Source organism: Curtobacterium sp. MCLR17_032 (genome assembly GCF_003234795.2).
Taxonomy (GTDB): domain Bacteria; phylum Actinomycetota; class Actinomycetes; order Actinomycetales; family Microbacteriaceae; genus Curtobacterium.
On record NZ_CP126268.1, the window covers coordinates 1,314,935 to 1,341,835 of the forward strand.

Sequence of the window (26,901 nt, forward strand, 5' to 3'; positions counted from 1 at the left end):
CGCGGGTGCGGCGGCGACCGCGCCGGTCAGCCCGGTGCAGGCGACCATGAGGCCGGCGGTGGCGCCGGCCGGTGCCGTCCGTTCCGGTGTGACGGTCGCTACCGGTTCGTGTCCGGACCGAGCGCGCCCGGCCGCGGCGGGCCTCCCGGACAGCACCGGCCGCGGTGGGCAGGATGGCCGGAGGGGACAGGGGGAACACATGACGGGTGCAACAGCGCCGTGGTCGGACGAGGAGCACAGCGGGGCGCGGGTAGCCGACCCGTCCGCCGAACCCGGTGCGGGGTCCTGGGTGTTCGCGACGATCGTCCTGGTCGCCGTCGTCGTGGCGGATGCAGCGCTCCTGAGCCTGCCGTTCGGACAACTCCTGCGACTGCCGGAACCCGTCGGCCAGGCGGTGCTGGCACTGGTCTTCGGCGGTGTCCCCGTCGCGACCGTCCTCGCCGGACTCGGTCTGCTGGTCCAGGGCCCGGCCCGGCGGCTCGTGCACCTCGCGGTCGCCCTCGTGTGCATCCCGCTGTCGATCGGGGCAGGCCTGAGTCTCGGGCTCGGACTGAGCTTCGGGCCCGGCGGCTTCGTCGGGGCGGTGCTGATGTTCGGCATCGTCCTGGCCTTCGTGCTGACCCTCGCGGGCCGGGCGCTCCGACGACCGGTGCCGCACTACGCCTCGAACGACTTCGCGGCCCGCGACCGTCGGCTGACGCGCCTGGTCGTGTGGGGCTGGGTCGTGGTGGCCCTCGTTTCGTCGGTGCTGTCGACCGGGCCGTTCTTCCTGCTGACCAGACTCGCCGCGGGGGACTCGTCCTCGTTCCCGCCGATCCCGGTGCTGCCGGTGCTCCTGGCCGTCGTCGTCCTGCTGCTCGTCGTGCGCCGGCGGGGCCTGCGGCGGCACGCGGTGTCAGCTGACGCGCTCGCCGACGCGGAGCCGGCGGCCAGGTCTCTCTCCGAACCGGGAACGCGGCCGGAGACCCGGGCATGACCCGACTCGGACGCCCCAGCGAGCCCGGACGGCGGCCCGCTCGTCGTCGTCGTCCTGGTCGGCCGGAGGCGCCGTTCACCTGGCGTCGCTTCGGAGCCGGGGTGTGGCAGTTCGTCCCGAACCTGTCGGTGTACCTCGGCGCAGCGTGCCTCCTCGTCACGCTGTTCGGCCTCGGCCCCGCGGTCCGGGCCCACGACCAGAACGTGGAACTGCACCGCGTCGGGGTGCGCACGACCGCCGAGGTGGTGAGCGTCCGGAAGGAACACCACCACCGTCGGCACAGCACCTGGGACGAGTGGATCCCGACGACCCAGCAGACCGTCGACGGCCAGACCAGCAGCACCGAGCTCGGGCGGTACTCCTCGAGGGACGAGGACACCTTCCACCGCGGGCAGCGGTTCGCGGTGCTCGTCGACCCGGGCGACCGCGACTCGGTCGTGCTGGCATCGGACGCTGCGCGCGAGCACGTCGACGGCCGGCTGCACCTGTCCGTGGGGATCGCGATCGGCAGCGTGGTCTTCCTCGGCATCGGCATCCCGGCCGTCGTGCACCGTCGGCGGCACGACCCGAGGCTGCAGCGGCGTGGGGCGAAGGCGGCCCGGCAGGCGGCGCGTGCGCGTGCGGCGCGGGAGAAGGCCCGACTCAGCTGAGCAGGGTCGGGTCCGTGCGGACCCGCCTCAGCCGCCGAACGCCGAGATCTCCTCGAGCAGTGGTTCGTGCATGGCCCGCCGGAGGACCGCGGCGCCGGCGAAGACGCTGGCCCGGTCCTCGTCCGGGAGGCTCGCGAGCAGTCCGACGATCTCGGTGCGTCGGCGCTCCATCACGTCGGCGACGAGCGCGCGCCCCTGGTCCGTCGGGCCGACCAGGACCTCGCGCCGGCTCTCGGTGCTCGGCAGTCGTTCGACCCAGCCGTCCGCGACCAGCCGGTCGACGATGCGGGTCAGCGTGGAGGGCCCGACGGCGAGCCGGTCGGCCAGGTCGCCGGAGCGGGTCGGGCCGAGGGCGGTGACGAGGACGATCAAGCGGAACTGCGGGACCGTGACGTCCTCGAGCGCCGGGGCCAGGGACCGGGCGACGACTCCGAGGAGTCCTCGCGAGGCTGCGAGCAGTTCGTCGATCCCCTCGGGAGCTGCATCAGACATGCATCCATCCTGCCCTGGCGATCAGGACAGCCCGAGCAGCCGGCGTGAACCGGCAGGTGCGCGCCACGCTCGGGGCGCCGATCGAGGCGCGGTACCCGATGCGCGGGGGAGTGACCGGGCGACGCGCGCGTCCAGACGCCGCGCGGGCCGCGAGGTGCCGCCATCCGGCCGAGACGCCGCGCGGGCACTGAGGCGCCCCCGTCCGGCCGAGGCGCCGCCGAACTCTGCGGCGTCTCGGCCGTTCGGAGGCGCCTCGACGCGACGCCGGCGTCTCGCGCACGACACCACCGTCAGGCTGAGGCGCCCCGCACGCACCGAGACGCCGCGCGAGCACTGAGACGCCGCCGAACTCTGGGGCGTCTCGGCCGTTCGGAGGCTTCTCGAACAGACGCCGGCGTCTCGGACAGACGCCGGCGTCTCAGACAGACGCAGGCGTCTCGAACTGACACAGCCGTCTCGCGCACGACACCGCCGCCCCGCAGCCACACGCCCCTCAGGCCGAGCCGCGCCAGACCACCTCGGTCGGCAGGACGACCCCGCGCGGCTCGGTCGCCGGCTCCGCGATCTGCTCGAGCACCTGCCGTGCCGCCTGCTCGCCGAGTGTCCGTGCGGGCTGGCGGACGGTGGAGAGCTCGGGATCGCAGCGCAGGGCCCAGGCGCTGTCGTCGAACCCGACGATGCCGATGTCCTCCGGCACGCGCTTGCCCCGACGCTGCAGCAGGTCCATCGCCCCGGCGGCGACGGCGTCCGACGCGGCGAACACCCCGTCGATGTCAGGCGCCCGGTCGAGCAGTTCGCGCATGCCCTCGGCGCCGGCGGTGTAGCTGAACAGGGGGTTCCGGGCGACGAGGTCTGGGTCGTACCGGTCGCCGAGTGCCGACGCGAACCCGGCCAGTCGGTCCTGCCCGGAGTCGCGGTCGAGCCCGGAGGCGAGCATCGCGATGCGCTTCCGTCCGGTGTCGACGAGCCGGCGTGTGATCTGTTCGGCGGCGTCGCGGTTGTCGATGCCGATCCACGAGATCGCGGCCGCGTCGGGCGGGTGTCCGACGAAGCAGGCGGGCAGGCCGATCTCGACGATCGCCTTCGTGATGGGGTCGTCGTCGCGGGCGGAGAGCACGATGGCGCCGTCGACGAACCCGCCGCGCAGGTACTCGACGACGCGGTGGCTGTCCCGCGCCGAGTCGACCATGATCGTGACGAGCTGCTGCTCCGCCTCGGACAGGACGCTGTTGGTGCCGATGAGGATGTTGCCGATGTTCGGGTCATCGAGGACCACGACCGACGGCTCGTGCACGATGAGCGCGATCGCGCCGGAGCGGCGGGTGACCAGGCTGCGGGCGGCGGCACTGCGGACGTACCCGACGCGGCGGATGGCGTCCTGCACGGCTTCGCGAGCGGCGTCGGAGACGTACTGCTCGTCGTTGAGGACCCGTGAGACCGTCCCGCGGGAGAGCCCGGCCGCGTCGGCGATGTCCTGGATCGTGGCGCGTCGGCGCGCTGTTCTGACCTCGGACATGCCGCCACTGTAGTGGCGCGTCGGGCCGCGGTGTTGACACGGCGGCCCGAGTCGTGTTGTATCTGGGATCGCTCCCAGAACGGATTTCGACAGCGATTTCGACACCGTCCTGGGATCGCTCCCAGAACGCCGCGGCGCAACCCGTCCGCAGCAGTCTGGGACCGCTCCCACACATGCTGGGTCCTTCACCGCCGAAGGGGTCGAACCGACCGAGGCGCCGACGGGCCCCGATCGACGAGGACCCCCGTGACCACCACCCTGCCCGCACCGGTCGGCGACGCACCGGCTGCCGCCGTCGACCCGGCCGACAGCGCCCTCGGTCTCGGCTCGACCGGCCTGGCGTTCGGCTGCGACTACAACCCCGAGCAGTGGGACCACGCCACCTGGGTCGAGGACGTCCGCCTGATGCGCGAAGCCGGCGTCACGATCGTCGCGATCAACGTCTTCGGCTGGTCGCAGGTCGAACCGCGACCGGGGGAGTACGACTTCACCGCGCTCGACACCGTCATCGACCTGCTGCACGGCGCGGGCATCGCGGTCGACCTGGGCACCGGGACCGCCTCCACCCCCGCCTGGCTCACCACCCTGCACCCCGAGGTCCTGCCCGTCGCGGTCGACGGCACCACGCGCTTCCCCGGCGGCCGCCAGGCGTTCTGCCCGGCGTCCCCGGTCTACCGCCGGTACGCCCTGGCCCTGGTCGAGGCCACCGCCGCCCGGTACGGCGACCACCCGGCCGTCCGCCTGTGGCACGTCTCGAACGAGCTCGGCTGCCACAACGCCCGCTGCTGGTGTGATGTCTCCGCCGACGCGTTCCGCACCTGGCTCCGTGCCCGCCACGGCAGCATCGAGGCGCTCAACACCGCGTGGGGCACCGCCTTCTGGAGCCAGCGCTACGGCTCGTTCGACGAGGTCCTGCCGCCCCGCCTGACCCTGTCGACCGGCAACCCCGCGCAGCAGATCGACTTCGACCGGTTCTCCTCGGACACGCTCCTCGAGCACCACCGCGCCGAGACCGCCGTCATCCGCAAGCACAGCACCAAGCCCGTCACGACGAACTTCATGGTCGCCGCCCACATCACCGCGATGGACTACTGGTCCTGGACCGGCGACATGGACGTCATCGCCAACGACCACTACCTCGACAACCGCCTGCCCCGGCCGAACGTCGAGCTCTCCTTCGCCGCCGACACCACCCGAGGCCTGGCCGGTGGCGCCCCCTGGCTGCTCATGGAGCACTCGACCGGCGCCGTGAACTGGCAGCCGCGCAACCTCGCCAAGGCGCCGGGGGAGATGCTCCGCAACACCGCGGCACACATCGCCCGCGGAGCCGACGGCGTCTGCTTCTTCCAGTGGCGCGCCTCCGTGCAGGGCTCCGAGAAGTTCCACTCCGCCCTGCTACCGCACGCCGGCACCGACTCGCAGGGCTGGCGCGACGTGGTCGCGCTCGGCGCGCTCGTCGATCGCCTCGGCGAACTCCGCGGCTCGCGGGTCACCGCCGACGTCGCGCTCGTGTTCAGCTGGGAGAACCAGTGGGCGGCCGACCTGGAGGCCCATCCCACCACCGCGGTCCGCTACCTGGAACAGGTCCACGCGCTCTACACCGCACTGTGGGACCTCGGCGTCACGGTCGACGTGGTCGCGCCCGGCGCTCCGCTCGACGGCCACCCGGTCGTCATCGTCCCCGAGCTGTACCTGGTGCGCGACGAGCACGCCGCCGTCATCGCCGACCACGTCGAGCGGGGCGGGCACGCGCTCGTCACCTTCTTCAGCGGGATCGTCGACGAGCTGGACCGGGTCCGCACCGGCGGCTACCCGGGCGCCTTCCGCGAGATGCTCGGCATCCGGGTGGACGAGTTCCAGCCGCTCGGCGAGGGCGACGTCGTCGAACTCTCCGACGGCGGGACCGCGACCACCTGGTCCGAGCCGGTCGAACTGGTCGACGCCGAGAGCGTCGTCCACTACGCCAGCGGCCCGCTCGCCGGCCGGCCCGCGGTCACCCGGAACGACCACGGAGCCGGGTCAGCCTGGTACCTCTCCACCGTCGTCGACGACGCGTCGCTGCGCTCCCTCGTACAGAAGGTCCTCGACGACGCCGGCGTGCACGGCGACTCGGCGAACGCGCCCGGCCTCGAGGTCGTCCGCCGCCGCGACGACGAGCACGAGTGGGTCTTCCTGCTCAACCACTCGGACCGGACCGTGCAGCACCACGAGGCGGGCCACGAGCTCGTCACCGACCAGGCCGTCGCGGGCGCCACCGCGATCGAGCCCGGCGGTACCCAGATCATCCGCACGGACAGGAAGCGCTCATGACCACCACCACCCAGCGACGCCGGACGGCCACCCGGCCGCACCCGGCCAAGCGTCCGGCCGGCGGCGGCTCCCGCTACCGCCGCGCCATCGCGGTCTTCGTCGTGCCGTTCGCGGTGCTCTTCACCGCGTTCTACCTCGTGCCGATCCTCTACGCGGTGTGGCAGTCGCTGCAGAAGATCGAACGCCAGGGCACGTTCGGCGCCCCCACGCAGGTGTTCGGCGGCCTCACCCAGTACGTCCTGGTGTTCCAGAACGACGTGTTCTGGGGCTCGGTCCTCCGTGTGCTGCTGTTCGGCGTCGTGCAGGTCCCGGTGATGCTCGGCCTGGCGCTCGTGTTCGCCCTGCTGCTCGACTCACCCCTGCTCCGCGGCAAGCGGTTCTTCCGCCTGGCGTTCTTCGCGCCCTACGCCGTCCCCGGTGTCATCGCCGCGATCATGTGGGGCTACCTGTACGCCCCCGACCTGTCGCCGTTCTCCGCCGTCACCTCGAAGGTCGACCTGCTCGGCAGCGGCACCGTCCTCTGGGCCGTCGCCAACGTCGTCACCTGGGTCTACGTCGGCTACAACATGCTCATCATCTACTCGTCGCTGCTCGCGATCCCGACCGAGATCTACGAGGCCGCGAAGCTCGACGGCGCCTCGCAGTTCCGCATCGCCGTCTCGATCAAGATCCCGATGGTGGTCCCGGCGATCATCCTCACCGCGGTGTTCTCCGTGATCGGCACCCTGCAGCTGCTCACCGAACCGACCGTGTTCCGGCAGTTCACCTCGACGATCTCGTCGACCTTCACGCCGAACATGCTCGTGTACTCGACCTCGTCGGTGCCGAACTTCAACCTCGCGGCGGCGTTCTCGGTGGTCCTCGCCGTCGCCACCTTCATCCTGTCGATCGGGTTCCTCCGACTGACCCAGCGGAAGGACGCCTCGTGAGCGTCAACGCACCCTCCCGACGCGACGCCAAGCGCGACGCAACGAGCGCGGCGGACGCGCGCCGGGCCTCCCGTTCCGCAGGCGGACGACCGGACGGCACCCGCGGTCCCCGCGAGAGCGTCATCTCGCGCAGCGCCGCGATGCTCGTCATGGGCGTCTTCACGCTCTACTTCCTGCTGCCGATCTTCTGGCTGCTGGTGTCGTCGACGAAGACCGTCGGGAACTTCAACTCGACCGCGCCGCTCTGGTTCAGCGCCACCGCGATCCAGGACACCATCACCAACCTCGGGGAGCTGTTCACCCGACAGGACGGCATCTACCTGCGGTGGATGCTGAACAGCATCGCCTACGCCGGCGTCGCCGGACTCATCGGCACCGTGCTCTCGGCGATGTGCGGCTACGCGCTCGCCAAGTACCGGTTCCGTGGCCGTGAAGCACTGTTCAACGTGTTCCTCGGCGGCGTCCTCGTGCCGGCGACCGCGCTCGCCCTGCCGCTGTTCCTCATCTTCAGCCAGGTCGACCTGACCGACACGTTCTGGTCGGTGTTCCTGCCGAGCATCGTCAGCCCGTTCGGCGTCTACCTGTCGCGGTTGTTCGCGGCGTCGAGCGTCCCGGACGAGATCATCGAAGCGGCCCGCATCGACGGCTCCGGCGAGGTCCGGACCTTCTTCACCGTCGCCGTCCGCCTGATGTCCCCGGCCCTCGTGACGATCTTCCTCTTCCAGTTCGTCGCCATCTGGAACAACTTCTTCCTGCCGCTCGTGATGCTCCGCGACTCGTCGCTGTTCCCCGTCACCCTCGGCCTCTACACGTGGAACTCGAGCGTGAACCAGTACCCGGACCTCCGGACCATGGTGCTCATCGGGTCGTTCGTGTCGATCATCCCGCTGCTCGTCGCGTTCCTCAGCCTGCAGCGGTTCTGGCGCTCGGGGCTCGGCTCCGGCGGCCTCAAGTGACCCGCTCTCTTCCCCTCCCGCACCTCATCTCCACCCGAACGGAAACAGCATGAAGACAACGAAGTTCCTCAGTGCCGCCGCCGTCGCGCTCGCCGCGACCGTGGCCCTCGCCGGCTGCAGCTCCGGCGGTGGCAGCAGCTCCGGTGGCGGGTCCTCCGACTCCGCCGCGTCGAGCTGCAAGCCGTCCGGCGGCAAGGTCACGCTCGACTTCACCACCTGGGTCCCGAACATGGACAAGGTCGTCGCGGTCTGGAACAAGGAGCACCCGGACATCCAGGTCAAGGTCTCCATCGTCGCCAACGGCAACAGCGGTACCTACCAGAACTTCTTCAACCAGCTGAAGGCCAAGCAGGCGCCGGACATCGGCCAGGTCGAGTACGACTCGCTGCCGGCGTTCCGCGTGCAGGGCGGCCTCGAGAACATCGCCGCGTGCAAGGGCGTCAGCGACGTGAAGAAGGACTTCTCCGCCGGCCTCTGGAACCAGGTCACGTTCGGCGAGGACAACTCGGTGTACGCGATCCCGCAGGACTCGGGTCCGATGGCGCTGTACTACCGCAAGGACCTGTTCGAGAAGGCCGGGCTCGACGCCCCGAAGACCTGGGCCGAGTACGCCGAGGACGCCGTCAAGATCAAGGCGATGGGCGGCAACATCACCAACTTCGCCAAGGGTGACGTCAACCAGTTCGCCGGGCTCGTCTCGCAGGCCGGCGGCCAGTGGTTCAAGAACTCCGGCCAGGACTGGAACGTCAACCTGACCGACACCGCTTCGAAGAAGGTCGCCGACTACTGGCAGGACCTCATCGACAAGAAGCTCGTGAACACCCTGCCGAGCTTCACCGACCAGTGGAACAACGCCTACGACAGCGGCCAGGACTGGACCTGGGTCTCCGCGGTCTGGGGTGCCAACACCATCTCGTCCGGTGCACCCTCGACCTCCGGCAAGTGGGCCGTCGCCCCGATGCCGCAGTGGAAGTCGGGCGACAGCGCCTCGGCTGCCTGGGGTGGCTCCTCGAACGTCGTCTTCTCCGGCAGCAAGCACCCCGCCGAGGCCGCGCAGTTCCTCACCTGGCTGAACACTTCGACCGAGGCGCTCTCGCAGCTCAACGAGGTCGCGAACCTCTACCCGGCATCGAGCACCGGTGCCGAGCTGCCCGCGCTCACCAAGGGCCTGGAGTTCTACGGCAGCCAGAAGATCTACGAGCAGTTCGCCGACGCAGCGAAGGACATCCAGCCCTTCACCTGGGGCCCGACGATGACGCAGACCTACGCGGACGTCTCGGACGGCTTCGGCAGCGCGGCCTCCGGCAACGGGACCCTGCTCGACGCACTCAAGTCCGGTCAGACCAAGACGATCGCGGCCCTCGAGGCGCAGTCGATCCCGGTCAAGAAGTAACGCACCCGGCACGAACGACGACGGGCCCTGAAGGATCTGCTCACGCAGGTGCTCCGGGGCCCGTCCTCGTGTGGTCCGGTAGGTCGTCGCCGGCGCGCGTCAGCTCCGGCCGCGGTTGCGTCGCCGGACGGCCTTCGGCGCCCGCCCCGCCATGAACGACCGCGCCGGGTCCACGACGAAGCCCTGCCGCAGCGCCTCGCGGCCGACGAGCATCCGGAAGCCCATCTGGTCGCGGTTGCTCAGCGTCACCTCGGCCATGACCGTCCGGCCGGCGAGCTCGATCGACATCAGCACGACGATCCGCTCCTGCGTGTGACCGCTCGAACTGCGGATCACCCGGCGGTCGTGGACGTCGCACTCGACCGTCTGCGGGTCGACGTCGGAGTCCTGCCAGGGGTGCACCGAGAACCGCACGCGGCCGCCGGGCAGCTCCTCGACGTCGAAGGCGTGCAGGGCGGAACTGCGGGCGCCGGTGTCGAGCTTGACCTTGATCCACGGGATGCCGATGTCCGGCAGCGCCGCCCACTCGCGCCACCCCGCGACGATCGGCACACGGGACGCGGACTTCCCGCTGTCGGGGCGCTTCGCGGGCTCGGCCATGGCCCCTATCTTGGCAGTGATGAAACTCGCCATCCTGTCGCGCGCTCCCCACGCGTACTCGACGCAGCGTCTCCGGACCGCTGCAGCCGAGCGCGGTCACACCGTCAAGGTGCTGAACACCCTCCGCTTCGCGATCGACCTCACCGGCGAGCAGCCGGACCTGCAGTACCGCGGCAAGCTGCTCTCCGACTACGACGCCGTCCTGCCGCGCATCGGCAACTCGATCACCTACTACGGCACCGCGGTGGTGCGGCAGTTCGAGCAGATGGACGTCTACACGCCGAACACGGCGAACGGCATCACGAACTCGCGCGACAAGCTCCGCGCCAACCAGATCCTGTCCCGACACGACATCGGCATGCCAGCGACCACGTTCGTCAGCAGCCGCGCGGACGTCCGCGGTGCGATCGAACGGGTCGGCGGCGCCCCCGTGGTCATCAAGCTGCTCGAGGGCACACAGGGCATCGGCGTGATCCTGGCTCCGGAGGCGAAGGTCGCCGAGTCCATCGTCGAGACCCTGCACTCCACCAAACAGAACGTGCTCATCCAGAGCTTCATCTCGGAGAGCCGCGGCAAGGACATCCGCGCACTGGTGGTGGGGGACCGGGTGGTCGCGGCGATGCGACGATCGGCCTCGGGCGACGAGTTCCGGTCGAACGTGCACCGCGGCGGCACGGTCGAACAGGTCACGCTGACGCCGGAGTACGAAGAGGCGGCGGTCCGCTCGGCGCAGATCATGGGCCTCCGGGTCGCGGGCGTCGACATGCTCGAGGGCAACGACGGACCGCTCGTCATGGAGGTCAACTCCTCGCCGGGCCTCGAGGGCATCGAACGCGCGACCGGGCTCGACGTCGCCGGCGCGATCATCGACTTCATCGCGAACCAGGTGGCGTTCCCGGAGATCGACGTCCGCCAGCGCCTCAGCGTCTCGACCGGGTACGGCGTCGCGGAGCTGCTCGTGCACACCAACGCGGACCTGGTCGGCAAGACGATCAAGGACTCCGGGCTCTGGGACCGCGACATCACCGTGCTGACCCTGCACCGTGGGACGTCGGTCATCCCGAACCCCCGCAGCGGGGTCGTGCTCGAGCCCGGCGACCGTCTGCTCTGCTTCGGCAAGCTCGAGGAGATGCGGTCGATGATCCCGGACCGCCGACGTCGTCGGACGAAGCTGCGGAAGCTGCCGAAGGACTCCCTGCCCGACAGCTGATCGCGCTCCTCTCACATGTTCGTCCGCATGGCGCTGTCTTCCGGTGCAGTGCACCCGTGCGCCTCCGACGTCACGTAGCGTCCCGCCCAAGAAGCGAGTTCGTCTCGCGTCCCGCAGTCCGCGGGTCGTCCGGGCCCCGTGATCCCGGAGCCGGACATCGCCAGCCGACGGTGGGCGCCGTGAACAGGGAGCACGCCATGACGACGTACGAATCGAACCACGACGTGGAGCCGATCCACGTCACCACCTACCGCTCGGCCCGCAAGGCCGCCCGACGCGGATGGGCGGTCCCGGCGGACATGCCCGTCCCGTCGCTGGACGACCTCTGGCGCACCGGCGCCACGGAGCGCACCCGGCGACGATGACCGGCGGCGTGCGTCGGCGACGCCATCCGTGACGGCCGGGAGGCTCCACCCACCCCGTCAGGGAACCACCGGCCCCGAGTCGGCCGGCCCCGGAACGGACGCCCCTGGGACGGCCGCCCGCAGGATCGTCGCCCTCGGATCGACGAGCGTCGCGGCCACCGGCTCGCGGATCGCCGCGAGCACCACGTCGAGCGCCCGGTCGAGCTCCGGCAGCGTCACCGCGCCGTACCCGAGGACCACGCCCGGCCCGGAGCGTCCCCGCTCGACCTCGTAGTCCGCCAGGTCCGCCACGAGGACCCCGGCCGCCGCCACCCGGGCCACCACCTCGGCGCCGGTCGGAACGGCCGCGCCGACCGCCGGACCCGGCCACGTCAGGACCGCGTGCAGCCCGCCGGTGAGGGCGCGAGCCTCCAGGCCGGCGACCCCGCTGCCCGCCAGCCGGCGCGCGATCTGCTCACGCCGGTGCGTGTAGTCCCGCCGGACCCGGCCGAGGTGCCGCCGGAACGCTCCGGTGCGGAGCAGGTGCGCCACCGCGACCTGCACGGGCTCCGCCACGACGGCCCCGCGGGCGGTCCTCGCGGCGACGACTGCGTCGTGCAGTGGTCCAGCCGCCCGGGGCAGTACGAGGTACGCGCAGCGCAGCCGCGGGTCGAGGGTCTTCGAGAACCCGCCGAGGTGCACGACCACCCCGTCGGTGTCGAGCGCCGCCAGCGCGGGAACGGGTGTGCCGCGGTGTCGGAACTCGGAGTCGTAGTCGTCCTCGACGACGACCATCCCGACGGACGCGGCACGGGCCAGGAGTGCCCGGCGCTGCCCGACCGGCATCACGGACCCGAGCGGGTACTGGTGGGTCGGCGAGACGACGACCGCGTCGGCCGAGGTCCCGGCGAGGACCGCCAGGTCGATGCCGTCCGGCCCGACCGGCACGGCGACCAGTTCCGCGCCCGCGCTCGTCAGCGCCCGGTGGCCCGAGCGGTAGCCGGGATCCTCGACCGCGATGCGTGGCAGTCGGCCGAGCCGGGCCCGGAGTGCCTCGACGAGCAGTGACAGCGCCTCCGAGGTCCCCGCGGCGACCACGACGTCGGACACCCCGGGTGTGAAGCCGCGCGCCAGCCCGAGCTGCACCACGACCTGCTCCCGCAGCGCCGGGAGGCCCAGCGGGTCCGACAGCCCGTTCCGGAGCGGTGCGTCGGCGGCCGCTCGCCACGCCGCCCGCCAGTCGCGAGGACTGATCGCGGTGACGGCGGGGATCCCCGGCCGACAGTCGAGGACCGGCACCGGCACGTGCGCGGACACCGGTGCCGGTGCCGGTGCCGGTGCCGGCCTGGAGGCGCGTCCCACCCCCGCTTCCCTGCCTGCGCCCGGTACCGGGCCGCCCCCGACGTCCCCGGACCTCCCGCCAGCCGCACCCCCGACCACCCGGGCTGCACCCCCGTGCCGCGTCCGGATGTAGCCCTCGCCGTCGAGCTGCTCGTACGCCGCCACCACCGTCCCGCGTGCCACCCCGAGCTCGGCCGCCAGCGCACGCGTCGACGGCAGCGGGTCGTCCGTACCGAGCGTCCCGTCGTGCACCAGTCCCCGGATGCGTGCGACCACCGCGGCCACCTTGCTCGACTGGTCCACTCGAACCGCTCCAATCTGGTCTACGTGCTGATCCAGTGCTGACCCTAGCGTCGGACCGTGCCCACCGACGAGACCCTGCCAGCCCTGCCCTCCCTGACCGTCCGACGCCTCCGCGACCGCCAGCAGACCGACCCCGAGGCCCTCCACCAGGTCCTCGCCGAGGGCTTCGTCGCCCACGTCGGCCTGGTCCGCGACGGCTTCCCGATCGTGCTGCCGTTCCTCTACGGCGTCGGCGACCTCGGCGCCGGCCCCGTCCTGCTGCTGCACGGCTCGACCGGCGGCGGCCTCTTCCTCGACGCCGGCGCGGCGGGCGTCCCCGTCTCGGCGACCATCACCCACCTCGACGGCATCGTCTTCGCCCGCTCGACCTTCGACAGCTCGGCGAACTACCGCAGCGCGATGATCGCCGGACGGGCGACCGTCGTGCCGGCCGAGCAACGGGCCGACGCACTCCGCCAGGTCTCGGACCACCTCATGCCCGGCCGCCGGGCCGAGGTGCGCGAGACGACCGCCAAGGAGGTCCGCCAGACCCAGGTCCTGCAACTGCCGCTCGACGCCGCCAGCGTCAAGGTCCGCGCCGCCGGTGTGGGGGAGTCACCCGACGACGGCGAGGACCGCACCGTCTGGGCCGGCGTCCTGCCCGTCGCACTCCGGGCCGGTGCTCCGGTGCCCGGAGCGCTCGCCGCGGCCGGAGCGACACCGGTCGACGGCGCCGTGGTCGCGCTCGCCGCCCGGCTCGACGCGGCCGCCGACGGACGGGAGGCCCGACTCGCCGCCGCCATGTGACGCCACCCGGCGAGTCTGTGACGGGCTGCAGGAACGAGGCCCGGTTCTCCAGGCGGGATCAGGTTCGTGACCAATACGTTATCTTCCCGAGCCGCCGCTCCAGAAGGACGGCTCGGACCCGGAAGGAACCATGGGACGCCACGCTCTGCCCGCCCTCGACGAAGCCCGTCGAGCCGCACCCGTCCCGCCGCCTGCCGCACCCCGCGCACGAGGCCGCCGCTCCGCCTCCGGTCCCGCCGTGGCCCGCACCACCTTCGTCGAGCACCAGCGCCCGGCCCGCGTGGTCGCCCTCGCTCCGGCTCGTCCGGTCCGACCGGCGACGAGCGCGTTCGTCTCGCGGAACGCCGCCATCCGGGCCGAGCGTGCCGCCGACCCGCGTCACATCCGCCGGGCCGCGAACGCCAAGCGTGCCGCGCTGCTCATCGCCCCGGCGCTCGCGATCACCTCGACCCTGTCGCTGTCGATCCCGGCCGAGGCCGCGACGGCCGCCCCCGCTCCGACGACCACCACCACGACGTCCCTGGCGCTGCAGACCTACACGGTCGCCCACGACGTCCAGGTGCCGATCGTCTCCTCCGACGGCGTGACGACGACCTCGATCGTGTCCTACCCGACCCTCGTGCTCCGCTTCGGCGTGACCGAGACCCAGGCGAAGTCGGCGCTGTCCGCTGCGCTCTCGGCCGGCGGCGACCGCGCCACCGTGCTCCAGACGGCGCTGCAGTACCTCGGCGACCCGTACGTCGAGGGCGGTGCCAGCCACGCGGGCATCGACTGCTCCGGGCTGACGATGGTGGCGTACCAGGCGGTCGGCATCCAGCTCGCCCACTACGTCCCGACGCAGGACGCCGTCGCCACGACCGTGCCCGAGTCCGAGGCGCTGCCCGGCGACATGGTCGTCTACGACAACGACGACCACGTCGGCCTGTACCTCGGCCAGGGACTCGTGCTGCAGGCACCGCACCCGGGCGAGGTCGTCGACATCGTCCCGATGTACCCGGCCGCGCACCACTTCGCACGCCTCCTGCCCGCCGGCGTCTGAGCCCCGACCGCAGCGCACCCACCGGCCCGCACCGCGACCTGACCCGTGCCCGGGAGCAGGACACGGGGCACGGGGCCGGCGTCTGGCGTCCGGTGACCCGTGACGGGCGGGACCGGTGCGCCCGAGGGGTTGCGAGCCTCCCGTAAGCTGGAGTGATGGCCACCGACACCCGCACACCGTTCGAGGAGCAGCGCTCTGCCCGCCCGCAGGTGCGCCCGCGCACCGAAGGATGGCAGCAGGCGACCGGGACCGACGGTCGGCCGCTGCTGCAGTTCGCGTCCCCGAAGCGGGGCAAGCCGCCGGTGCACCTGGCGGACCTGACGGTGGACGAGCGCGAAGCCAAGGTGAAGGAACTCGGTCTGCCCGGGTTCCGCGCCAAGCAGCTCGCCACCCACTACTTCACGCACTACACGTCCGACCCGGCCAAGATGACCGACCTGCCGGCGGCCCAGCGTGACGAACTCGTCGCCGGGCTGCTGCCGCCCCTGCTCACCGAGACCCGTCGTCTCGAGACCGACAAGGGCGACACGATCAAGTTCCTCTGGAAGCTGCACGACGGCGCCCTGGTCGAGTCGGTGCTCATGCGGTACCCGGGGCGCATCACGCTCTGCGTCTCGTCGCAGGCCGGATGCGGCATGAACTGCCCCTTCTGCGCGACCGGGCAGGCGGGCTTGACCCGCAACATGTCGACGGCCGAGATCATCGACCAGATCGTGCAGGCCAACGCCGCGATCGCTGCCGGTGAGCTCGGGGGTGACCCGCGCAAGGGCGGGCAGGACCGTGTGGACGCCGAGCGGGTGACGAACATCGTGTTCATGGGCATGGGGGAGCCGCTCGCGAACTACAAGCGCGTGATGGACGCCGTGCGGTTGATGGTCGCTCCGCAGCCGAACGGCCTCGGGATGAGTGCCCGCGGCATCACCGTCTCGACCGTGGGCCTGGTGCCCGCGATGCTCAAGCTCGCCGACGAAGGGATCCCGCTCACCTTCGCGCTCTCGCTGCACGCGCCGGACGACGAACTGCGTGACGAGATGATCCCGGTGAACTCGAAGTGGAAGGCCGACGAAGCGATCGACGCCGCCCACAACTACTACGTCAAGACCGGTCGGCGGGTGTCGATCGAGTACGCGCTCATCAAGGACATGAACGACCACGCCTGGCGCGCGGACCTGTTGGCCGAGAAGCTCAACAAGCGTGGCAAGGGCTGGGTGCACGTGAACCCCATCCCGCTGAACCCGACGCCCGGCTCCGTGTGGACCTCGTCCGAAGTGCACGTGCAGGACGAGTTCGTCCGCCGACTGAACGCTGCGGGCATCCCGACGACCCTCCGCGACACCCGCGGCAAGGAGATCGACGGTGCCTGCGGGCAGCTGGCCGCGGCCGACTGATCGACGGTCCACGGTCGTCCGTTCGACCACGCCGGTCGCGTCCACGATCGGTCTGCCGGGAGGCGCAGTGCGAGTCAGCACTGCGCCTCCCGTCGTTCCCGGGGCAGGCCGCGCAGTCGCTGATCCGGGCACACCGCCGCGACACGCCCGGGCGGCGAGCTGGCTTGGCGCTGCCGTTCACCCGTGCGTAAAGTAATCACTCGTTGCCGCTGAGGCGGAGAACGGAACGGCCGAGACACTGACCGGGTCACTGACCTGGGAGATGCAGTCTGGCTCCGATCTTCCCCGGGCAACGAACCAGCCTCTCTGGCGAGACACCGTTTCAGTGTCGAGTGGGGAGTGCGTCTGGTCCTTGAGAACTCAACAGCGTGCACATTGTCAATGCCAATTTTATTGACCTCGTGCCCGGTCAGCCTTCTGGTTGGTCGGGTCATGAAGCAATTCCTTTTGGATTGAAGATTGTCAGTAGACAGTCAACAGTCAAGATCAACTCGCTGACACTTTTAGTGTTGGTTGTAATTTTTTACGGAGAGTTTGATCCTGGCTCAGGACGAACGCTGGCGGCGTGCTTAACACATGCAAGTCGAACGATGATCAGGAGCTTGCTCCTGTGATTAGTGGCGAACGGGTGAGTAACACGTGAGTAACCTGCCCCTGACTCTGGGATAAGCGTTGGAAACGACGTCTAATACTGGATATGATCACTGGTCGCATGGCCTGGTGGTGGAAAGATTTTTTGGTTGGGGATGGACTCGCGGCCTATCAGCTTGTTGGTGAGGTAATGGCTCACCAAGGCGACGACGGGTAGCCGGCCTGAGAGGGTGACCGGCCACACTGGGACTGAGACACGGCCCAGACTCCTACGGGAGGCAGCAGTGGGGAATATTGCACAATGGGCGAAAGCCTGATGCAGCAACGCCGCGTGAGGGATGACGGCCTTCGGGTTGTAAACCTCTTTTAGTAGGGAAGAAGGGAGCTTCGGTTCTTGACGGTACCTGCAGAAAAAGCACCGGCTAACTACGTGCCAGCAGCCGCGGTAATACGTAGGGTGCAAGCGTTGTCCGGAATTATTGGGCGTAAAGAGCTCGTAGGCGGTTTGTCGCGTCTGCTGTGAAATCCCGAGGCTCAACCTCGGGCTTGCAGTGGGTACGGGCAGACTAGAGTGCGGTAGGGGAGATTGGAATTCCTGGTGTAGCGGTGGAATGCGCAGATATCAGGAGGAACACCGATGGCGAAGGCAGATCTCTGGGCCGTAACTGACGCTGAGGAGCGAAAGCATGGGGAGCGAACAGGATTAGATACCCTGGTAGTCCATGCCGTAAACGTTGGGCGCTAGATGTAGGGACCTTTCCACGGTTTCTGTGTCGTAGCTAACGCATTAAGCGCCCCGCCTGGGGAGTACGGCCGCAAGGCTAAAACTCAAAGGAATTGACGGGGGCCCGCACAAGCGGCGGAGCATGCGGATTAATTCGATGCAACGCGAAGAACCTTACCAAGGCTTGACATACACCGGAAACGGCCAGAGATGGTCGCCCCCTTGTGGTCGGTGTACAGGTGGTGCATGGTTGTCGTCAGCTCGTGTCGTGAGATGTTGGGTTAAGTCCCGCAACGAGCGCAACCCTCGTTCTATGTTGCCAGCGGGTTATGCCGGGGACTCATAGGAGACTGCCGGGGTCAACTCGGAGGAAGGTGGGGATGACGTCAAATCATCATGCCCCTTATGTCTTGGGCTTCACGCATGCTACAATGGCCGGTACAAAGGGCTGCGATACCGTAAGGTGGAGCGAATCCCAAAAAGCCGGTCTCAGTTCGGATTGAGGTCTGCAACTCGACCTCATGAAGTCGGAGTCGCTAGTAATCGCAGATCAGCAACGCTGCGGTGAATACGTTCCCGGGCCTTGTACACACCGCCCGTCAAGTCATGAAAGTCGGTAACACCCGAAGCCGGTGGCCTAACCCTTGTGGAAGGAGCCGTCGAAGGTGGGATCGGTGATTAGGACTAAGTCGTAACAAGGTAGCCGTACCGGAAGGTGCGGCTGGATCACCTCCTTTCTAAGGAGCATCTGGTCAGTGCTGTTCACCGTCATGGTGAGTGGTGGCTGGTCCAGGCGCCCGATTCGGACCGAACGTGTCCGACGGGTAGCTCATGGGTGGAACATTGACAGTGCAGTCGGGAGCGCGTCTTCCGGTCTCAGTACGTTCCCCGTCGTCGGTCTTGTGCCGGTGTTGGGGGGTTGGAACGGGTCGGGGGTGAGCGGGTTGGCTGGTGCACGTTGTTGGGTCCTGAGGGACCAGGCTTCCTGCTGTGGGTGGTGTCCGTGATGGAAGCTCATCCGTGGTGGGGGTTGGGCCTTGAGGGTCCTTCGTTGGGCCACATGAAGCCGGAGGGTTACTTCTGGGGGAGTGTGGTGCCGATCGTATGTTGAGAACTACACAGTGGACGCGAGCATCTTTAGATTCGCGTCATCGATGATCGTCGGCTTTCGGGCCGGCGTGTGTCGTGGCGTTGGATCGCAATTTTAATCTTTGTGGTCAAGTTTCTAAGAGCAAACGGTGGATGCCTTGGCATCTGGAGCCGAAGAAGGACGTAGAAATCTGCGATAAGCCTCGGGGAGCTGATAATCGAGCTGTGAGCCGAGGATTTCCGAATGGGGAAACCCCGCCAGGCGCTTTTGTGACCTGGTGACTCCCGCCTGAATATATAGGGCGGGTAGAGGGAACGTGGGGAAGTGAAACATCTCAGTACCCACAGGAAGAGAAAACAACATGTGATTCCGTGAGTAGTGGCGAGCGAAAACGGATGAGGCTAAACCGATCATGTGTGATAGCCGGCGGGCGTTGCATGGTCGGGGTTGTGGGACACGTCACTCAGTTCTGCCGGACTGGGACGGTTACAGCGCATCATAGTCGAACCGGTTTGAAAGCCGGGCCGTAGTGGGTGCCAGCCCCGTAGACGAAATGGTGTTATGGCCGGATGTGTATCCCAAGTAGCACGGGGCCCGAGAAATCCCGTGTGAATCTGTCAGGACCACCTGATAAGCCTAAATACTCCCAGATGACCGATAGCGGACAAGTACCGTGAGGGAAAGGTGAAAAGTACCCCGGGAGGGGAGTGAAATAGTACCTGAAACCGTTTGCTTACAAACCGTCGGAGCCTCCTTTGTAGGGGTGACGGCGTGCCTTTTGAAGAATGAGCCTGCGAGTTAGCGATATGTGGCGAGGTTAACCCGTGTGGGGTAGCCGTAGCGAAAGCGAGTCTGAATAGGGCGATTCAGTCATGTGTCCTAGACCCGAAGCGAAGTGATCTATCCATGGCCAGGTTGAAGCGACGGTAAGACGTCGTGGAGGACCGAACCCACTTCAGTTGAAAATGGAGGGGATGAGCTGTGGATAGGGGTGAAAGGCCAATCAAACTTCGTGATAGCTGGTTCTCTCCGAAATGCATTTAGGTGCAGCGTTGCGTGTTTCTCGCCGGAGGTAGAGCTACTGGATGGCCGATGGGCCTCAACAGGTTACTGACGTCAGCCAAACTCCGAATGCCGGTGAGTGAGAGCGCAGCAGTGAGACGGTGGGGGATAAGCTTCATCGTCGAGAGGGAAACAACCCAGACTACCAACTAAGGTCCCTAAGCGTGTGCTAAGTGGGAAAGGATGTGGAGTTGCACAGACAACCAGGAGGTTGGCTTAGAAGCAGCCACCCTTGAAAGAGTGCGTAATAGCTCACTGGTCAAGTGATTCCGCGCCGACAATGTAACGGGGCTCAAGCACACCACCGAAGTTGTAGATTTCGCACACTCGACAAGCCTTCGTGGTTCAGTCGTGCGGAGTGGTAGGAGAGCGTCGTGTGGCGAGTGAAGCGGCGGAGTGATCCAGCCGTGGACGCTACACGAGTGAGAATGCAGGCATGAGTAGCGAAAGACGGGTGAGAAACCCGTCCTCCGAAAGACCAAGGGTTCCAGGGCCAGGTTAATCCGCCCTGGGTAAGTCGGGACCTAAGGCGAGGCCGACAGGCGTAGTCGATGGACAACGGGTTGATATTCCCGTACCGGCGAACAACCGCCCAAGCTAATCCAGTGGTGCTAAGAGTCCTAACCCGGCACTTGTTGATCCCTTCGGGGTGAGACGGGCCGGTCTAACGCTCGACCCCATGCTGGTGCGGTTAGCGTATGAACAGGTGTGACGCAGGAAGGTAGCTGAGCCAGGCGATGGTATCCGTAAGGTGAACCTGGTGTAAGGATGTAGGGCTGACGATAGGCAAATCCGTCGTCTGTATGCCTGAGACCCGACGCGTACCCGTGAGGGGAATTCAGTGATCCTATGCTGCCGAGAAAAGCATCGACGCGAGGTTGCAGCCGCCCGTACCCGAAACCGACTCAGGTGGTCAGGTAGAGAATACCAAGGAGATCGAGATAATCGTGGTTAAGGAACTCGGCAAAATGCCCCCGTAACTTCGGGAGAAGGGGGGCCGGACACGTGACCGGATTTACTCCGTGAGCGTTGAAGGCCGCAGAGACCAGTGGGAAGCGACTGTTTACTAAAAACACAGGTCCGTGCGAAGTCGCAAGACGATGTATACGGACTGACGCCTGCCCGGTGCTGGAAGGTTAAGAGGAAGGGTCAGCCTCACGGCGAAGCTCTGAATTTAAGCCCCAGTAAACGGCGGTGGTAACTATAACCATCCTAAGGTAGCGAAATTCCTTGTCGGGTAAGTTCCGACCTGCACGAATGGCGTAACGACTTCCCAGCTGTCTCAACCGCGAACTCGGCGAAATTGCACTACGAGTAAAGATGCTCGTTACGCGCAGCAGGACGGAAAGACCCCGTGACCTTTACTACAGTTTGGTATTGGTGTTCGGAGTGGCTTGTGTAGGATAGGTGGGAGACTGTGAAGCGGGCACGCTAGTGTTCGTGGAGTCATTGTTGAAATACCACTCTGGTCACTTTGGATGTCTAACGTAGGACCCTGATCGGGTTCATGGACAGTGCCTGATGGGTAGTTTAACTGGGGCGGTTGCCTCCCAAAGAGTAACGGAGGCGCCCAAAGGTTCCCTCAACCTGGTTGGCAATCAGGTGGCGAGTGTAAGTGCACAAGGGAGCTTGACTGTGAGACTGACAGGTCGAGCAGGGACGAAAGTCGGGACTAGTGATCCGGCAGTGGCTTGTGGAAGCGCTGTCGCTCAACGGATAAAAGGTACCTCGGGGATAACAGGCTGATCTTGCCCAAGAGTCCATATCGACGGCATGGTTTGGCACCTCGATGTCGGCTCGTCGCATCCTGGGGCTGGAGTAGGTCCCAAGGGTTGGGCTGTTCGCCCATTAAAGCGGTACGCGAGCTGGGTTTAGAACGTCGTGAGACAGTTCGGTCCCTATCCGCTGCGCGCGTTGGAAATTTGAGAAGATCTATCCCTAGTACGAGAGGACCGGGATGGACGAACCTCTGGTGTGTCAGTTGTTCTGCCAAGGGCACCGCTGATTAGCTACGTTCGGACCGGATAACCGCTGAAAGCATCTAAGCGGGAAGCCGTCTTCGAGATGAGATTTCCATGCACCTTGAGTGTGAGAGGCTCCCAGCAGACTACTGGGTTGATAGGCCGGATGTGGAAGCGGGGACTAACGACCCATGGAGCTGACCGGTACTAATAAGCCGAAGACTTGACACACACTTTTTTCCTGACCCTTTACGGGTCAGGGCTCGCGTCCACTTTGTGGTTCCCGACAGACGATCGGGAATCAAACTGAATATTCGCTACGGCGGAGCAGTCTGAGACCAGATCATGGTCGATGGTGTTCCGGTGGTCATAGCGAGAGGGAAACGCCCGGTCACATTCCGAACCCGGAAGCTAAGCCTCTCAGCGCCGATGGTACTGCAAGGGGGACCTTGTGGGAGAGTAGGACGCCGCCGGACTTCTTTTGAACAGTAAGCCCCTGACGGGCGGAGCATCACGCTCCACCGGTCGGGGGCTTTTCTGCATTCCCCGGCACAGTTCCGCATTGCCTGAGTATCGGGCACTGCGTACCCGGTAGACCGGATCCATGAAGGTCGTCGGAGTCACACAGTTCGGAGGGCCCGAAGCCCTCGCCGTCCACGAGATCGAGGACGTCCACGCCGGCAGCGGTTCGGTCCGCATCGCCGTCCAGGCATTCGCGGTGAACCCCACCGACACGGGCGTCCGCGCAGGGGAGCGGGACTCGAACGCACAGAGCGCGCCGTACGTCCCGGGCATGGACGCCGCCGGGGTCATCGACGAGGTCGGCCCCGACGTCGAGGGCTGGTCCGTCGGTGACCAGGTCATGGCGATTGCGCTGCCCCTGACCGGTCATGGCGGTGCTTACGTCGAACGCCTCGTCGCACCGGTCGGGTCGTTCACCCGCATCCCGCGTGACACCTCGATCGAGGAAGCGTCCACTGTGCCCATGAACGGGCTCACCGCGATCCAGATGCTCGAACTCGCCGGGCTCGAGCGCGGGCAGACCCTCGCCGTCACCGGCGCCGCAGGGCTGCTCGGCAACTACGTGGTCCAGCTCGCGAAGGCCGCCGGCATCACCGTCATCGCGGACACGTCGCAGAAGGACGAGGCACTCGTGCACTCGCTCGGTGCCGACCACGTCGTGCCCCGCGGCGACGGGTTGGCGGATGCGGTCCGGGCGATCGTCCCCGACGGCGTCGACGCCCTCGCCGATTGCGCCGTCCAGCGGGACGTCGTCGTGCCGGCCCTCCGCGACGGTGGCGTGTTCATCGATGTCCGGGGGTGGAAAGGCAACGGGGCCGAGGGCATCCGCTTCACCCAGGTCTTCGTCTTCAACGAGTACCGGTCGTTCGACAAGCTCGAGCACCTCCGCCACGCGGTCGAGGGCGGTACGGTCGTTCCGCGCGTGGCCGAGGTGCTGCCGGCGTCCCGCGCCACCGAGGCGCACGAGCGACTCGAAGCGGGCGGGACCCGCGGGCGCTTCGTCCTCACCTGGTGACGGTCGCGGCCGCTTGAGGGACGTCAGCGCGTGACGCGCGTCTCCACGTGACGGACGGGAGGCCCGGGACCAACTGGTCCCGGGCCTCCCGTCCGTCATGGGCGTGCTCCGAGTCCAGCGGCCGGCCGCCGACGGAGGTTGCCGCGGGGCCGTGCGATCCGTCAGCAGCGTCAGCGTGAGTGCGCTCGCATCATGATGTGATGCGGGTCCACCGGTCGAGCGCAGCCTCCACCAGGTCCGCAGCGATCGTGGAGTCCTCGTGCTCCCAGACCCGGACGACGGCCCATCCTTCGCTGCGGAGGACGGCGTCGTGCGATGCGTCACGCTGCCGGTTCGCCAGCAGCTTCGCCCGCCACAGCTCGGCGTTGGCCTTCGGCAGGTGCGCGTGTTCTTCGCACCAGTGCCAGAAGCAGCCGTCGACGAAGACGGCCACACGTGCGCGGGGGGAAGACCAGGTCAGCACGCGCCCTCGTCCGACCGCTGATCCGCCGGTCGACGAAGAAGCGCCGCCCACGAGCGTGGAGCGACCGTCGGAGCGCGAGCTCAGGCGCGGTGTCCCGTCGGCCGAACCGCGCCATGTGCCGGCTGCGGGCCTCGTCGGCCTCCCAGTGCTGCATGCCGGGACGGTACCGCCCGGGCGACGGCGCTCGTCGCGTGGTCGGTGGATCTGTGGACGGTCTCGGACGGGAGGCGCGGGGCGGGACTGCGCCGCGCCTCCCGTCCGGTGTGTGGTCCGGTCAGCGGCCCAGTTCGGCGCGCAGGTACGGGGCTGTGCGGCTGTCGGGGGAGGCCGCCACCTCGGCCGGGGTGCCCTCCGCGACGACCTGTCCGCCGGCGTCGCCACCGGACGGGCCCATGTCGATGACGTGGTCGGCTGCGGCGACGACGGACATCGAGTGCTCCACGACGACGACCGTGTTGCCCGCGTCGGTGAGCTGCGACAGCTGGTCCGTCAGACGCTCGACGTCCGCCGGGTGCAGGCCCGTGGTCGGCTCGTCGAGGACGTAGAGCGTGTGGCCGGAGCGGGCGCGCTGCAGTTCGGTGGCGAGCTTGATGCGCTGGGCCTCGCCGCCGGACAGCTCCGGAGCGGGCTGCCCGAGACGCAGGTAGCCGAGACCGACCTGGCCCAGGGCCTCGAGCGCGCGGGCGGCGGCGGGGATCGGGGCGAGGAACGGGGCGGCCTCGTCGACGGTCATGCCGAGGACGTCCGCGATGGTGGCGCCGTTCCAGCGGACCTCGAGCGTCTCGTCGTTGTACCGGGAGCCGTGGCACTCGGGGCACGGCGCCCAGCTCCCCGGCAGGAACAGCAGTTCCACGGAGACGGATCCCTCGCCCTGGCAGACCTCGCACCGGCCGCCGGCGACGTTGAACGAGAACCTCCCGGCCGTCCAACCGCGGGCCTTGGCGTCCTCGGTCGCCGCGAACGCCGTCCGTACCGCGTCGAACAGGCCGGTGTAGGTGGCGAGGTTCGACCGGGGCGTCCGGCCGATCGGCTTCTGGTCGACCTCCACCACGCGGCTGACCGTCGGGTGGTCCACCGCCAGGGCGGGCAGCACTCCGCCGACCAGTGAGGACTTGCCGGATCCGGAGACGCCGGTGACCGCGGTGAGGACCCCGAGCGGCAGGTCGACGTCGAGCCCACGGAGGTTGTGGCGCGTGACGTCGCGCAGTGCCAAGGTGCCGATCGGTGTGCGGGTGGGGCGGGCCTCCCGGCCGGTGCCCCGCGGCTGCAGGAACCGGCGCGTGACGGACGCCTCGACGTCAGCGAGACCGTCGACCGGACCGCTGTAGAGGACGGTGCCACCCGCCGTGCCGGCGCCAGGGCCGACGTCGACGATCCAGTCCGCCTGGCGGACGATGCGCATGTCGTGCTCGACGACGAAGACGCTGTTGCCGCTGGCGCGGAGGTCCTCCAGGACCTGGATCAGCGGCTCGGCGTCGGCGGGGTGGAGGCCCGCGCTCGGCTCGTCGAGGACGTAGACGACCCCGAACAGACCGCTCCGCAGCTGGGTCGCGATGCGGAGACGCTGCATCTCGCCGGGGGAGAGCGTCGGCGTCGCACGGTCGAGGCTCAGGTACCCGAGGCCGAGGCCGGTGAGCACCTCGACGCGGCCGAGCAGGTCACGGGCGATGGCGACGGCGACCTCGGTGCGCTCACCCGAGGTGGTGCGCGAGGTCGCGGCAGCAGCGTCGGTCAGCTCGGCCGTGGGGCGGAGGACCGCGGCGACGCCGGACAGCGGCAGGGCGTTGAGGTCGGCGATCGTCATCCCACCGAACGTCACCGCGAGCGCCGCACGCGTCAGCCCCGAGCCACCGCACAGCGTGCACGGACCCGACTCGACGAACTGCAGGACCTTCTTCCGCTGCGACTCACTCTGCGAGTCGGCGAGGGTGTGCAGGACGAACTGCCGCGCGCTCCAGAACTTGCCCTTGTACGGCTTCGCGACCCGGTCGCGCTTCGGCTGCACCTGGACGACCGGCTGCTCCTCGGTGAACAGCAGCCAGTCACGATCCGACTGCGGCAGCTCACGCCAGGGCCGCTCGATGTCGTAGCCGAGACCCGCCGTCACGTCGCGCAGGTTCTTGCCCTGCCACGCGCCCGGCCACGCCGTGATCGCGCCGTCGCGGATGCTCAGCGACGGGTCGTGGACGGCGGAGGCTTCGGTCACCTCGTGCGCGACACCCAACCCGTGGCAGCGCGGGCATGCCCCGGCGACGGTGTTCGGGGAGAACGAGTCCGAGTACAGCTGCTCGGCACCCTCCGGGTACGTGCCGGCGCGGGAGAAGAGCATACGGGTCGAGTTGCTCAGCGTCGTCAGCGTCCCCACCGTCGACCGGGAGCTCGGGGCGCCGCGGCGCTGCTGCAGGGCCACGGCTGGCGGCAGGCCTGTGATCGACTCGACGTGCGGGGTCGACCCCTGCGCGATGAGCCGACGGGCGTAGGGCGCGACGGACTCGAGGAAGCGGCGCTGCGCCTCGGCGAACACCGTGCCGAACGCCAGCGAGGACTTGCCCGAGCCGGAGATCCCCGTGAAGGCGACGATCCGGTCGCGGGGGATGTCGACGTCGACGTCGCGGAGGTTGTTCTCGCGGGCGCCGCGGACGCGGATGAACCCGTCGCTCGTGGCAGTGGGGTCGAGGGTCGTACGTGGTGCGGGCATCTCTTCGAGCGTAGGCGGGTCGGGGCGGGAAGGTGTTGCCGGGCGTGGCGGAATGATCTCTCCGGTGGTGGTTGATGTTCCAGATGCCACGGGCTAGTTTGGTCGTCACACACGACTCGTCACGAAGAGGGGACGAACGATGCAGAGGATCACCACGGCCATCGCCGGGCTCGGAGCAGCCGTGCTGTTGGCGACGTTGACGTGCGGGACCGCGTCCGCCGCGCCGGGTGCCGCGGCACCGACGGCGACGAGTGGACGTGCATCCGCAGACACACCGCGACAGGCCAGAGGCGGAACGCTGGTCGTCGGCGGTGGGGTGTGGACCTACGGAGTGGGTGCCGGGTCGGTCACGTCGGTCTACGACAACCACCGGTTCGTGCACAGCACCGCCGTGAAGTCGTCGGGGGCGACCAAGTCCTCGGGCAAGGTGGCGAAGGGACGACTCGCGGTGGCGAACCGCCCCTCTGCCCGCAGCGGCAACCAGGCGTTCTGGAACATCTACTGATCCGGGGTTTCGCGGCCGCCACCGTCGTCGCGGTCGC

19 protein-coding genes and 3 rRNA genes are annotated in these 26,901 nt (G+C 68.3%); 16 read left to right on the forward strand and 6 right to left on the reverse strand.

The genetic code is table 11. The annotated features are described in order from the left end of the window. Positions 1 to 199 precede the first annotated feature (199 nt). Both DEI97_RS06235 and DEI97_RS06240 read left to right on the forward strand, forming a co-directional pair. On the forward strand, positions 200 to 976 hold the full coding sequence (locus DEI97_RS06235) for a hypothetical protein (RefSeq protein ID WP_111075424.1): 777 nt from the start codon (positions 200 to 202) through the stop codon (positions 974 to 976). Beyond that, positions 973 to 1,626, forward strand: coding sequence for a DUF3592 domain-containing protein (locus tag DEI97_RS06240; RefSeq protein ID WP_146248170.1), 654 nt, complete (start codon positions 973 to 975; stop codon positions 1,624 to 1,626). The genes DEI97_RS06235 and DEI97_RS06240 overlap by 4 nt, the downstream gene beginning before the upstream one ends. Positions 1,627 to 1,653: 27 nt before the next feature. Here DEI97_RS06240 and DEI97_RS06245 read toward each other — a convergent pair whose 3' ends face one another. Then, positions 1,654 to 2,118: a MarR family winged helix-turn-helix transcriptional regulator gene (locus DEI97_RS06245; RefSeq protein ID WP_111075422.1), complete on the reverse strand. Its 465-nt coding sequence runs from the start codon at positions 2,116 to 2,118 to the stop codon at positions 1,654 to 1,656. A 493-nt stretch (positions 2,119 to 2,611) separates the two neighbouring features. Continuing rightward, entirely contained in the window at positions 2,612 to 3,634 is a 1,023-nt protein-coding gene (locus DEI97_RS06250; RefSeq protein WP_111075421.1) for a LacI family DNA-binding transcriptional regulator, read from the reverse strand. Positions 3,635 to 3,880: 246 nt separating this feature from the next. Here DEI97_RS06250 and DEI97_RS06255 point away from each other — a divergent pair, with 246 nt between their 5' ends. The 4 genes from DEI97_RS06255 to DEI97_RS06270 are packed head-to-tail and all read left to right on the forward strand — an operon-like array spanning position 3,881 to position 9,222. After that, positions 3,881 to 5,944 carry a beta-galactosidase gene (locus DEI97_RS06255; protein WP_502866662.1) on the forward strand — a complete coding sequence of 688 codons (2,064 nt, stop codon included), beginning with the start codon at positions 3,881 to 3,883 and terminating at the stop codon, positions 5,942 to 5,944. Then, positions 5,941 to 6,873 (forward strand): carbohydrate ABC transporter permease, encoded by a 933-nt coding sequence (locus DEI97_RS06260; RefSeq protein WP_253462409.1) that lies wholly within the window; start codon positions 5,941 to 5,943, stop codon positions 6,871 to 6,873. The genes DEI97_RS06255 and DEI97_RS06260 overlap by 4 nt, the downstream gene beginning before the upstream one ends. Then, positions 6,870 to 7,829: a carbohydrate ABC transporter permease gene (locus DEI97_RS06265; RefSeq protein ID WP_502866663.1), complete on the forward strand. Its 960-nt coding sequence runs from the start codon at positions 6,870 to 6,872 to the stop codon at positions 7,827 to 7,829. Before DEI97_RS06260 ends, DEI97_RS06265 begins: the two co-directional genes overlap by 4 nt. A gap of 49 nt (positions 7,830 to 7,878) precedes the next feature. Then, positions 7,879 to 9,222, forward strand: coding sequence for an ABC transporter substrate-binding protein (locus DEI97_RS06270; RefSeq protein WP_111075420.1), 1,344 nt, complete (start codon positions 7,879 to 7,881; stop codon positions 9,220 to 9,222). Between the two features lie 99 nt (positions 9,223 to 9,321). Here the strand turns inward: DEI97_RS06270 and DEI97_RS06275 are convergent, their stop codons facing one another. After that, positions 9,322 to 9,822 carry an ATP-dependent zinc protease family protein gene (locus DEI97_RS06275; protein ID WP_111075419.1) on the reverse strand — a complete coding sequence of 167 codons (501 nt, stop codon included), beginning with the start codon at positions 9,820 to 9,822 and terminating at the stop codon, positions 9,322 to 9,324. A gap of 19 nt (positions 9,823 to 9,841) precedes the next feature. Between DEI97_RS06275 and rimK the strand changes: the two genes are divergently transcribed. Together rimK and DEI97_RS06285 are read left to right on the forward strand one after the other, a co-directional pair. Further along, positions 9,842 to 11,032 (forward strand): 30S ribosomal protein S6--L-glutamate ligase, encoded by a 1,191-nt coding sequence (gene rimK, locus DEI97_RS06280; RefSeq protein WP_111075518.1) that lies wholly within the window; start codon positions 9,842 to 9,844, stop codon positions 11,030 to 11,032. 197 nt (positions 11,033 to 11,229) lie between these two features. Beyond that, on the forward strand, positions 11,230 to 11,397 hold the full coding sequence (locus tag DEI97_RS06285) for a hypothetical protein (protein ID WP_181439298.1): 168 nt from the start codon (positions 11,230 to 11,232) through the stop codon (positions 11,395 to 11,397). A 57-nt stretch (positions 11,398 to 11,454) separates the two neighbouring features. Here DEI97_RS06285 and pdxR read toward each other — a convergent pair whose 3' ends face one another. Next, positions 11,455 to 12,993: a MocR-like pyridoxine biosynthesis transcription factor PdxR gene (pdxR, locus tag DEI97_RS06290; protein ID WP_284158335.1), complete on the reverse strand. Its 1,539-nt coding sequence runs from the start codon at positions 12,991 to 12,993 to the stop codon at positions 11,455 to 11,457. Between the two features lie 84 nt (positions 12,994 to 13,077). Between pdxR and DEI97_RS06295 the strand changes: the two genes are divergently transcribed. The 7 genes from DEI97_RS06295 to DEI97_RS06325 all read left to right on the forward strand — a co-directional run bounded on the left by DEI97_RS06295 (position 13,078) and on the right by DEI97_RS06325 (position 23,198). Next, positions 13,078 to 13,806 carry a pyridoxamine 5'-phosphate oxidase family protein gene (locus DEI97_RS06295; RefSeq protein WP_111076494.1) on the forward strand — a complete coding sequence of 243 codons (729 nt, stop codon included), beginning with the start codon at positions 13,078 to 13,080 and terminating at the stop codon, positions 13,804 to 13,806. Positions 13,807 to 14,044: 238 nt separating this feature from the next. After that, complete coding sequence (locus tag DEI97_RS06300; protein WP_181439385.1) at positions 14,045 to 14,845, forward strand: C40 family peptidase; 801 nt, start codon at positions 14,045 to 14,047, stop codon at positions 14,843 to 14,845. Positions 14,846 to 15,000: 155 nt separating this feature from the next. After that, entirely contained in the window at positions 15,001 to 16,233 is a 1,233-nt protein-coding gene (gene rlmN, locus DEI97_RS06305) for a dual-specificity RNA methyltransferase RlmN (RefSeq protein WP_111076492.1), read from the forward strand. Between the two features lie 522 nt (positions 16,234 to 16,755). After that, positions 16,756 to 18,285 (forward strand): 16S ribosomal RNA (locus tag DEI97_RS06310). A 478-nt stretch (positions 18,286 to 18,763) separates the two neighbouring features. Then, a 23S ribosomal RNA gene (locus tag DEI97_RS06315) occupies positions 18,764 to 21,892 on the forward strand. A gap of 128 nt (positions 21,893 to 22,020) precedes the next feature. Then, positions 22,021 to 22,137: ribosomal RNA gene (rrf, locus tag DEI97_RS06320) — 5S ribosomal RNA — on the forward strand. Together the 16S, 23S and 5S rRNA genes form the textbook arrangement of a ribosomal RNA operon. Before the next feature lie 128 nt (positions 22,138 to 22,265). Beyond that, positions 22,266 to 23,198 carry an NADP-dependent oxidoreductase gene (locus tag DEI97_RS06325; RefSeq protein ID WP_111074981.1) on the forward strand — a complete coding sequence of 311 codons (933 nt, stop codon included), beginning with the start codon at positions 22,266 to 22,268 and terminating at the stop codon, positions 23,196 to 23,198. A gap of 190 nt (positions 23,199 to 23,388) precedes the next feature. Here the strand turns inward: DEI97_RS06325 and DEI97_RS06330 are convergent, their stop codons facing one another. Both DEI97_RS06330 and DEI97_RS06340 read right to left on the reverse strand, forming a co-directional pair. After that, positions 23,389 to 23,661, reverse strand: a complete 273-nt coding sequence (locus DEI97_RS06330) for a PDDEXK family nuclease (RefSeq protein WP_258376721.1) — start codon at positions 23,659 to 23,661, stop codon at positions 23,389 to 23,391. A 274-nt stretch (positions 23,662 to 23,935) separates the two neighbouring features. Continuing rightward, positions 23,936 to 26,359 carry an AAA family ATPase gene (locus tag DEI97_RS06340; protein ID WP_111074982.1) on the reverse strand — a complete coding sequence of 808 codons (2,424 nt, stop codon included), beginning with the start codon at positions 26,357 to 26,359 and terminating at the stop codon, positions 23,936 to 23,938. 139 nt (positions 26,360 to 26,498) lie between these two features. Here DEI97_RS06340 and DEI97_RS06345 point away from each other — a divergent pair, with 139 nt between their 5' ends. After that, entirely contained in the window at positions 26,499 to 26,864 is a 366-nt protein-coding gene (locus tag DEI97_RS06345) for a lactococcin 972 family bacteriocin (protein ID WP_111074983.1), read from the forward strand. Positions 26,865 to 26,901: the final 37 nt, after the last annotated feature.

Bases quoted from the DNA above. Each gene is read 5' to 3' on its own strand.
- DEI97_RS06235 (WP_111075424.1), top strand. From the start codon at position 200: ATGACGGGTGCAACAGCGCCGTGGTCGGACGAGGAGCACAGCGGGGCG.
- DEI97_RS06240 (WP_146248170.1), top strand. From the start codon at position 973: ATGACCCGACTCGGACGCCCCAGCGAGCCCGGACGGCGGCCCGCTCGT.
- DEI97_RS06245 (WP_111075422.1), bottom strand. From the start codon at position 2,118: ATGTCTGATGCAGCTCCCGAGGGGATCGACGAACTGCTCGCAGCCTCG.
- DEI97_RS06250 (WP_111075421.1), bottom strand. From the start codon at position 3,634: ATGTCCGAGGTCAGAACAGCGCGCCGACGCGCCACGATCCAGGACATC.
- DEI97_RS06260 (WP_253462409.1), top strand. From the start codon at position 5,941: ATGACCACCACCACCCAGCGACGCCGGACGGCCACCCGGCCGCACCCG.
- DEI97_RS06270 (WP_111075420.1), top strand. From the start codon at position 7,879: ATGAAGACAACGAAGTTCCTCAGTGCCGCCGCCGTCGCGCTCGCCGCG.
- DEI97_RS06275 (WP_111075419.1), bottom strand. From the start codon at position 9,822: ATGGCCGAGCCCGCGAAGCGCCCCGACAGCGGGAAGTCCGCGTCCCGT.
- rimK (WP_111075518.1), top strand. From the start codon at position 9,842: ATGAAACTCGCCATCCTGTCGCGCGCTCCCCACGCGTACTCGACGCAG.
- DEI97_RS06285 (WP_181439298.1), top strand. From the start codon at position 11,230: ATGACGACGTACGAATCGAACCACGACGTGGAGCCGATCCACGTCACC.
- rlmN (WP_111076492.1), top strand. From the start codon at position 15,001: ATGGCCACCGACACCCGCACACCGTTCGAGGAGCAGCGCTCTGCCCGC.
- DEI97_RS06325 (WP_111074981.1), top strand. From the start codon at position 22,266: ATGAAGGTCGTCGGAGTCACACAGTTCGGAGGGCCCGAAGCCCTCGCC.
- DEI97_RS06340 (WP_111074982.1), bottom strand. From the start codon at position 26,359: ATGCCCGCACCACGTACGACCCTCGACCCCACTGCCACGAGCGACGGG.
- DEI97_RS06345 (WP_111074983.1), top strand. From the start codon at position 26,499: ATGCAGAGGATCACCACGGCCATCGCCGGGCTCGGAGCAGCCGTGCTG.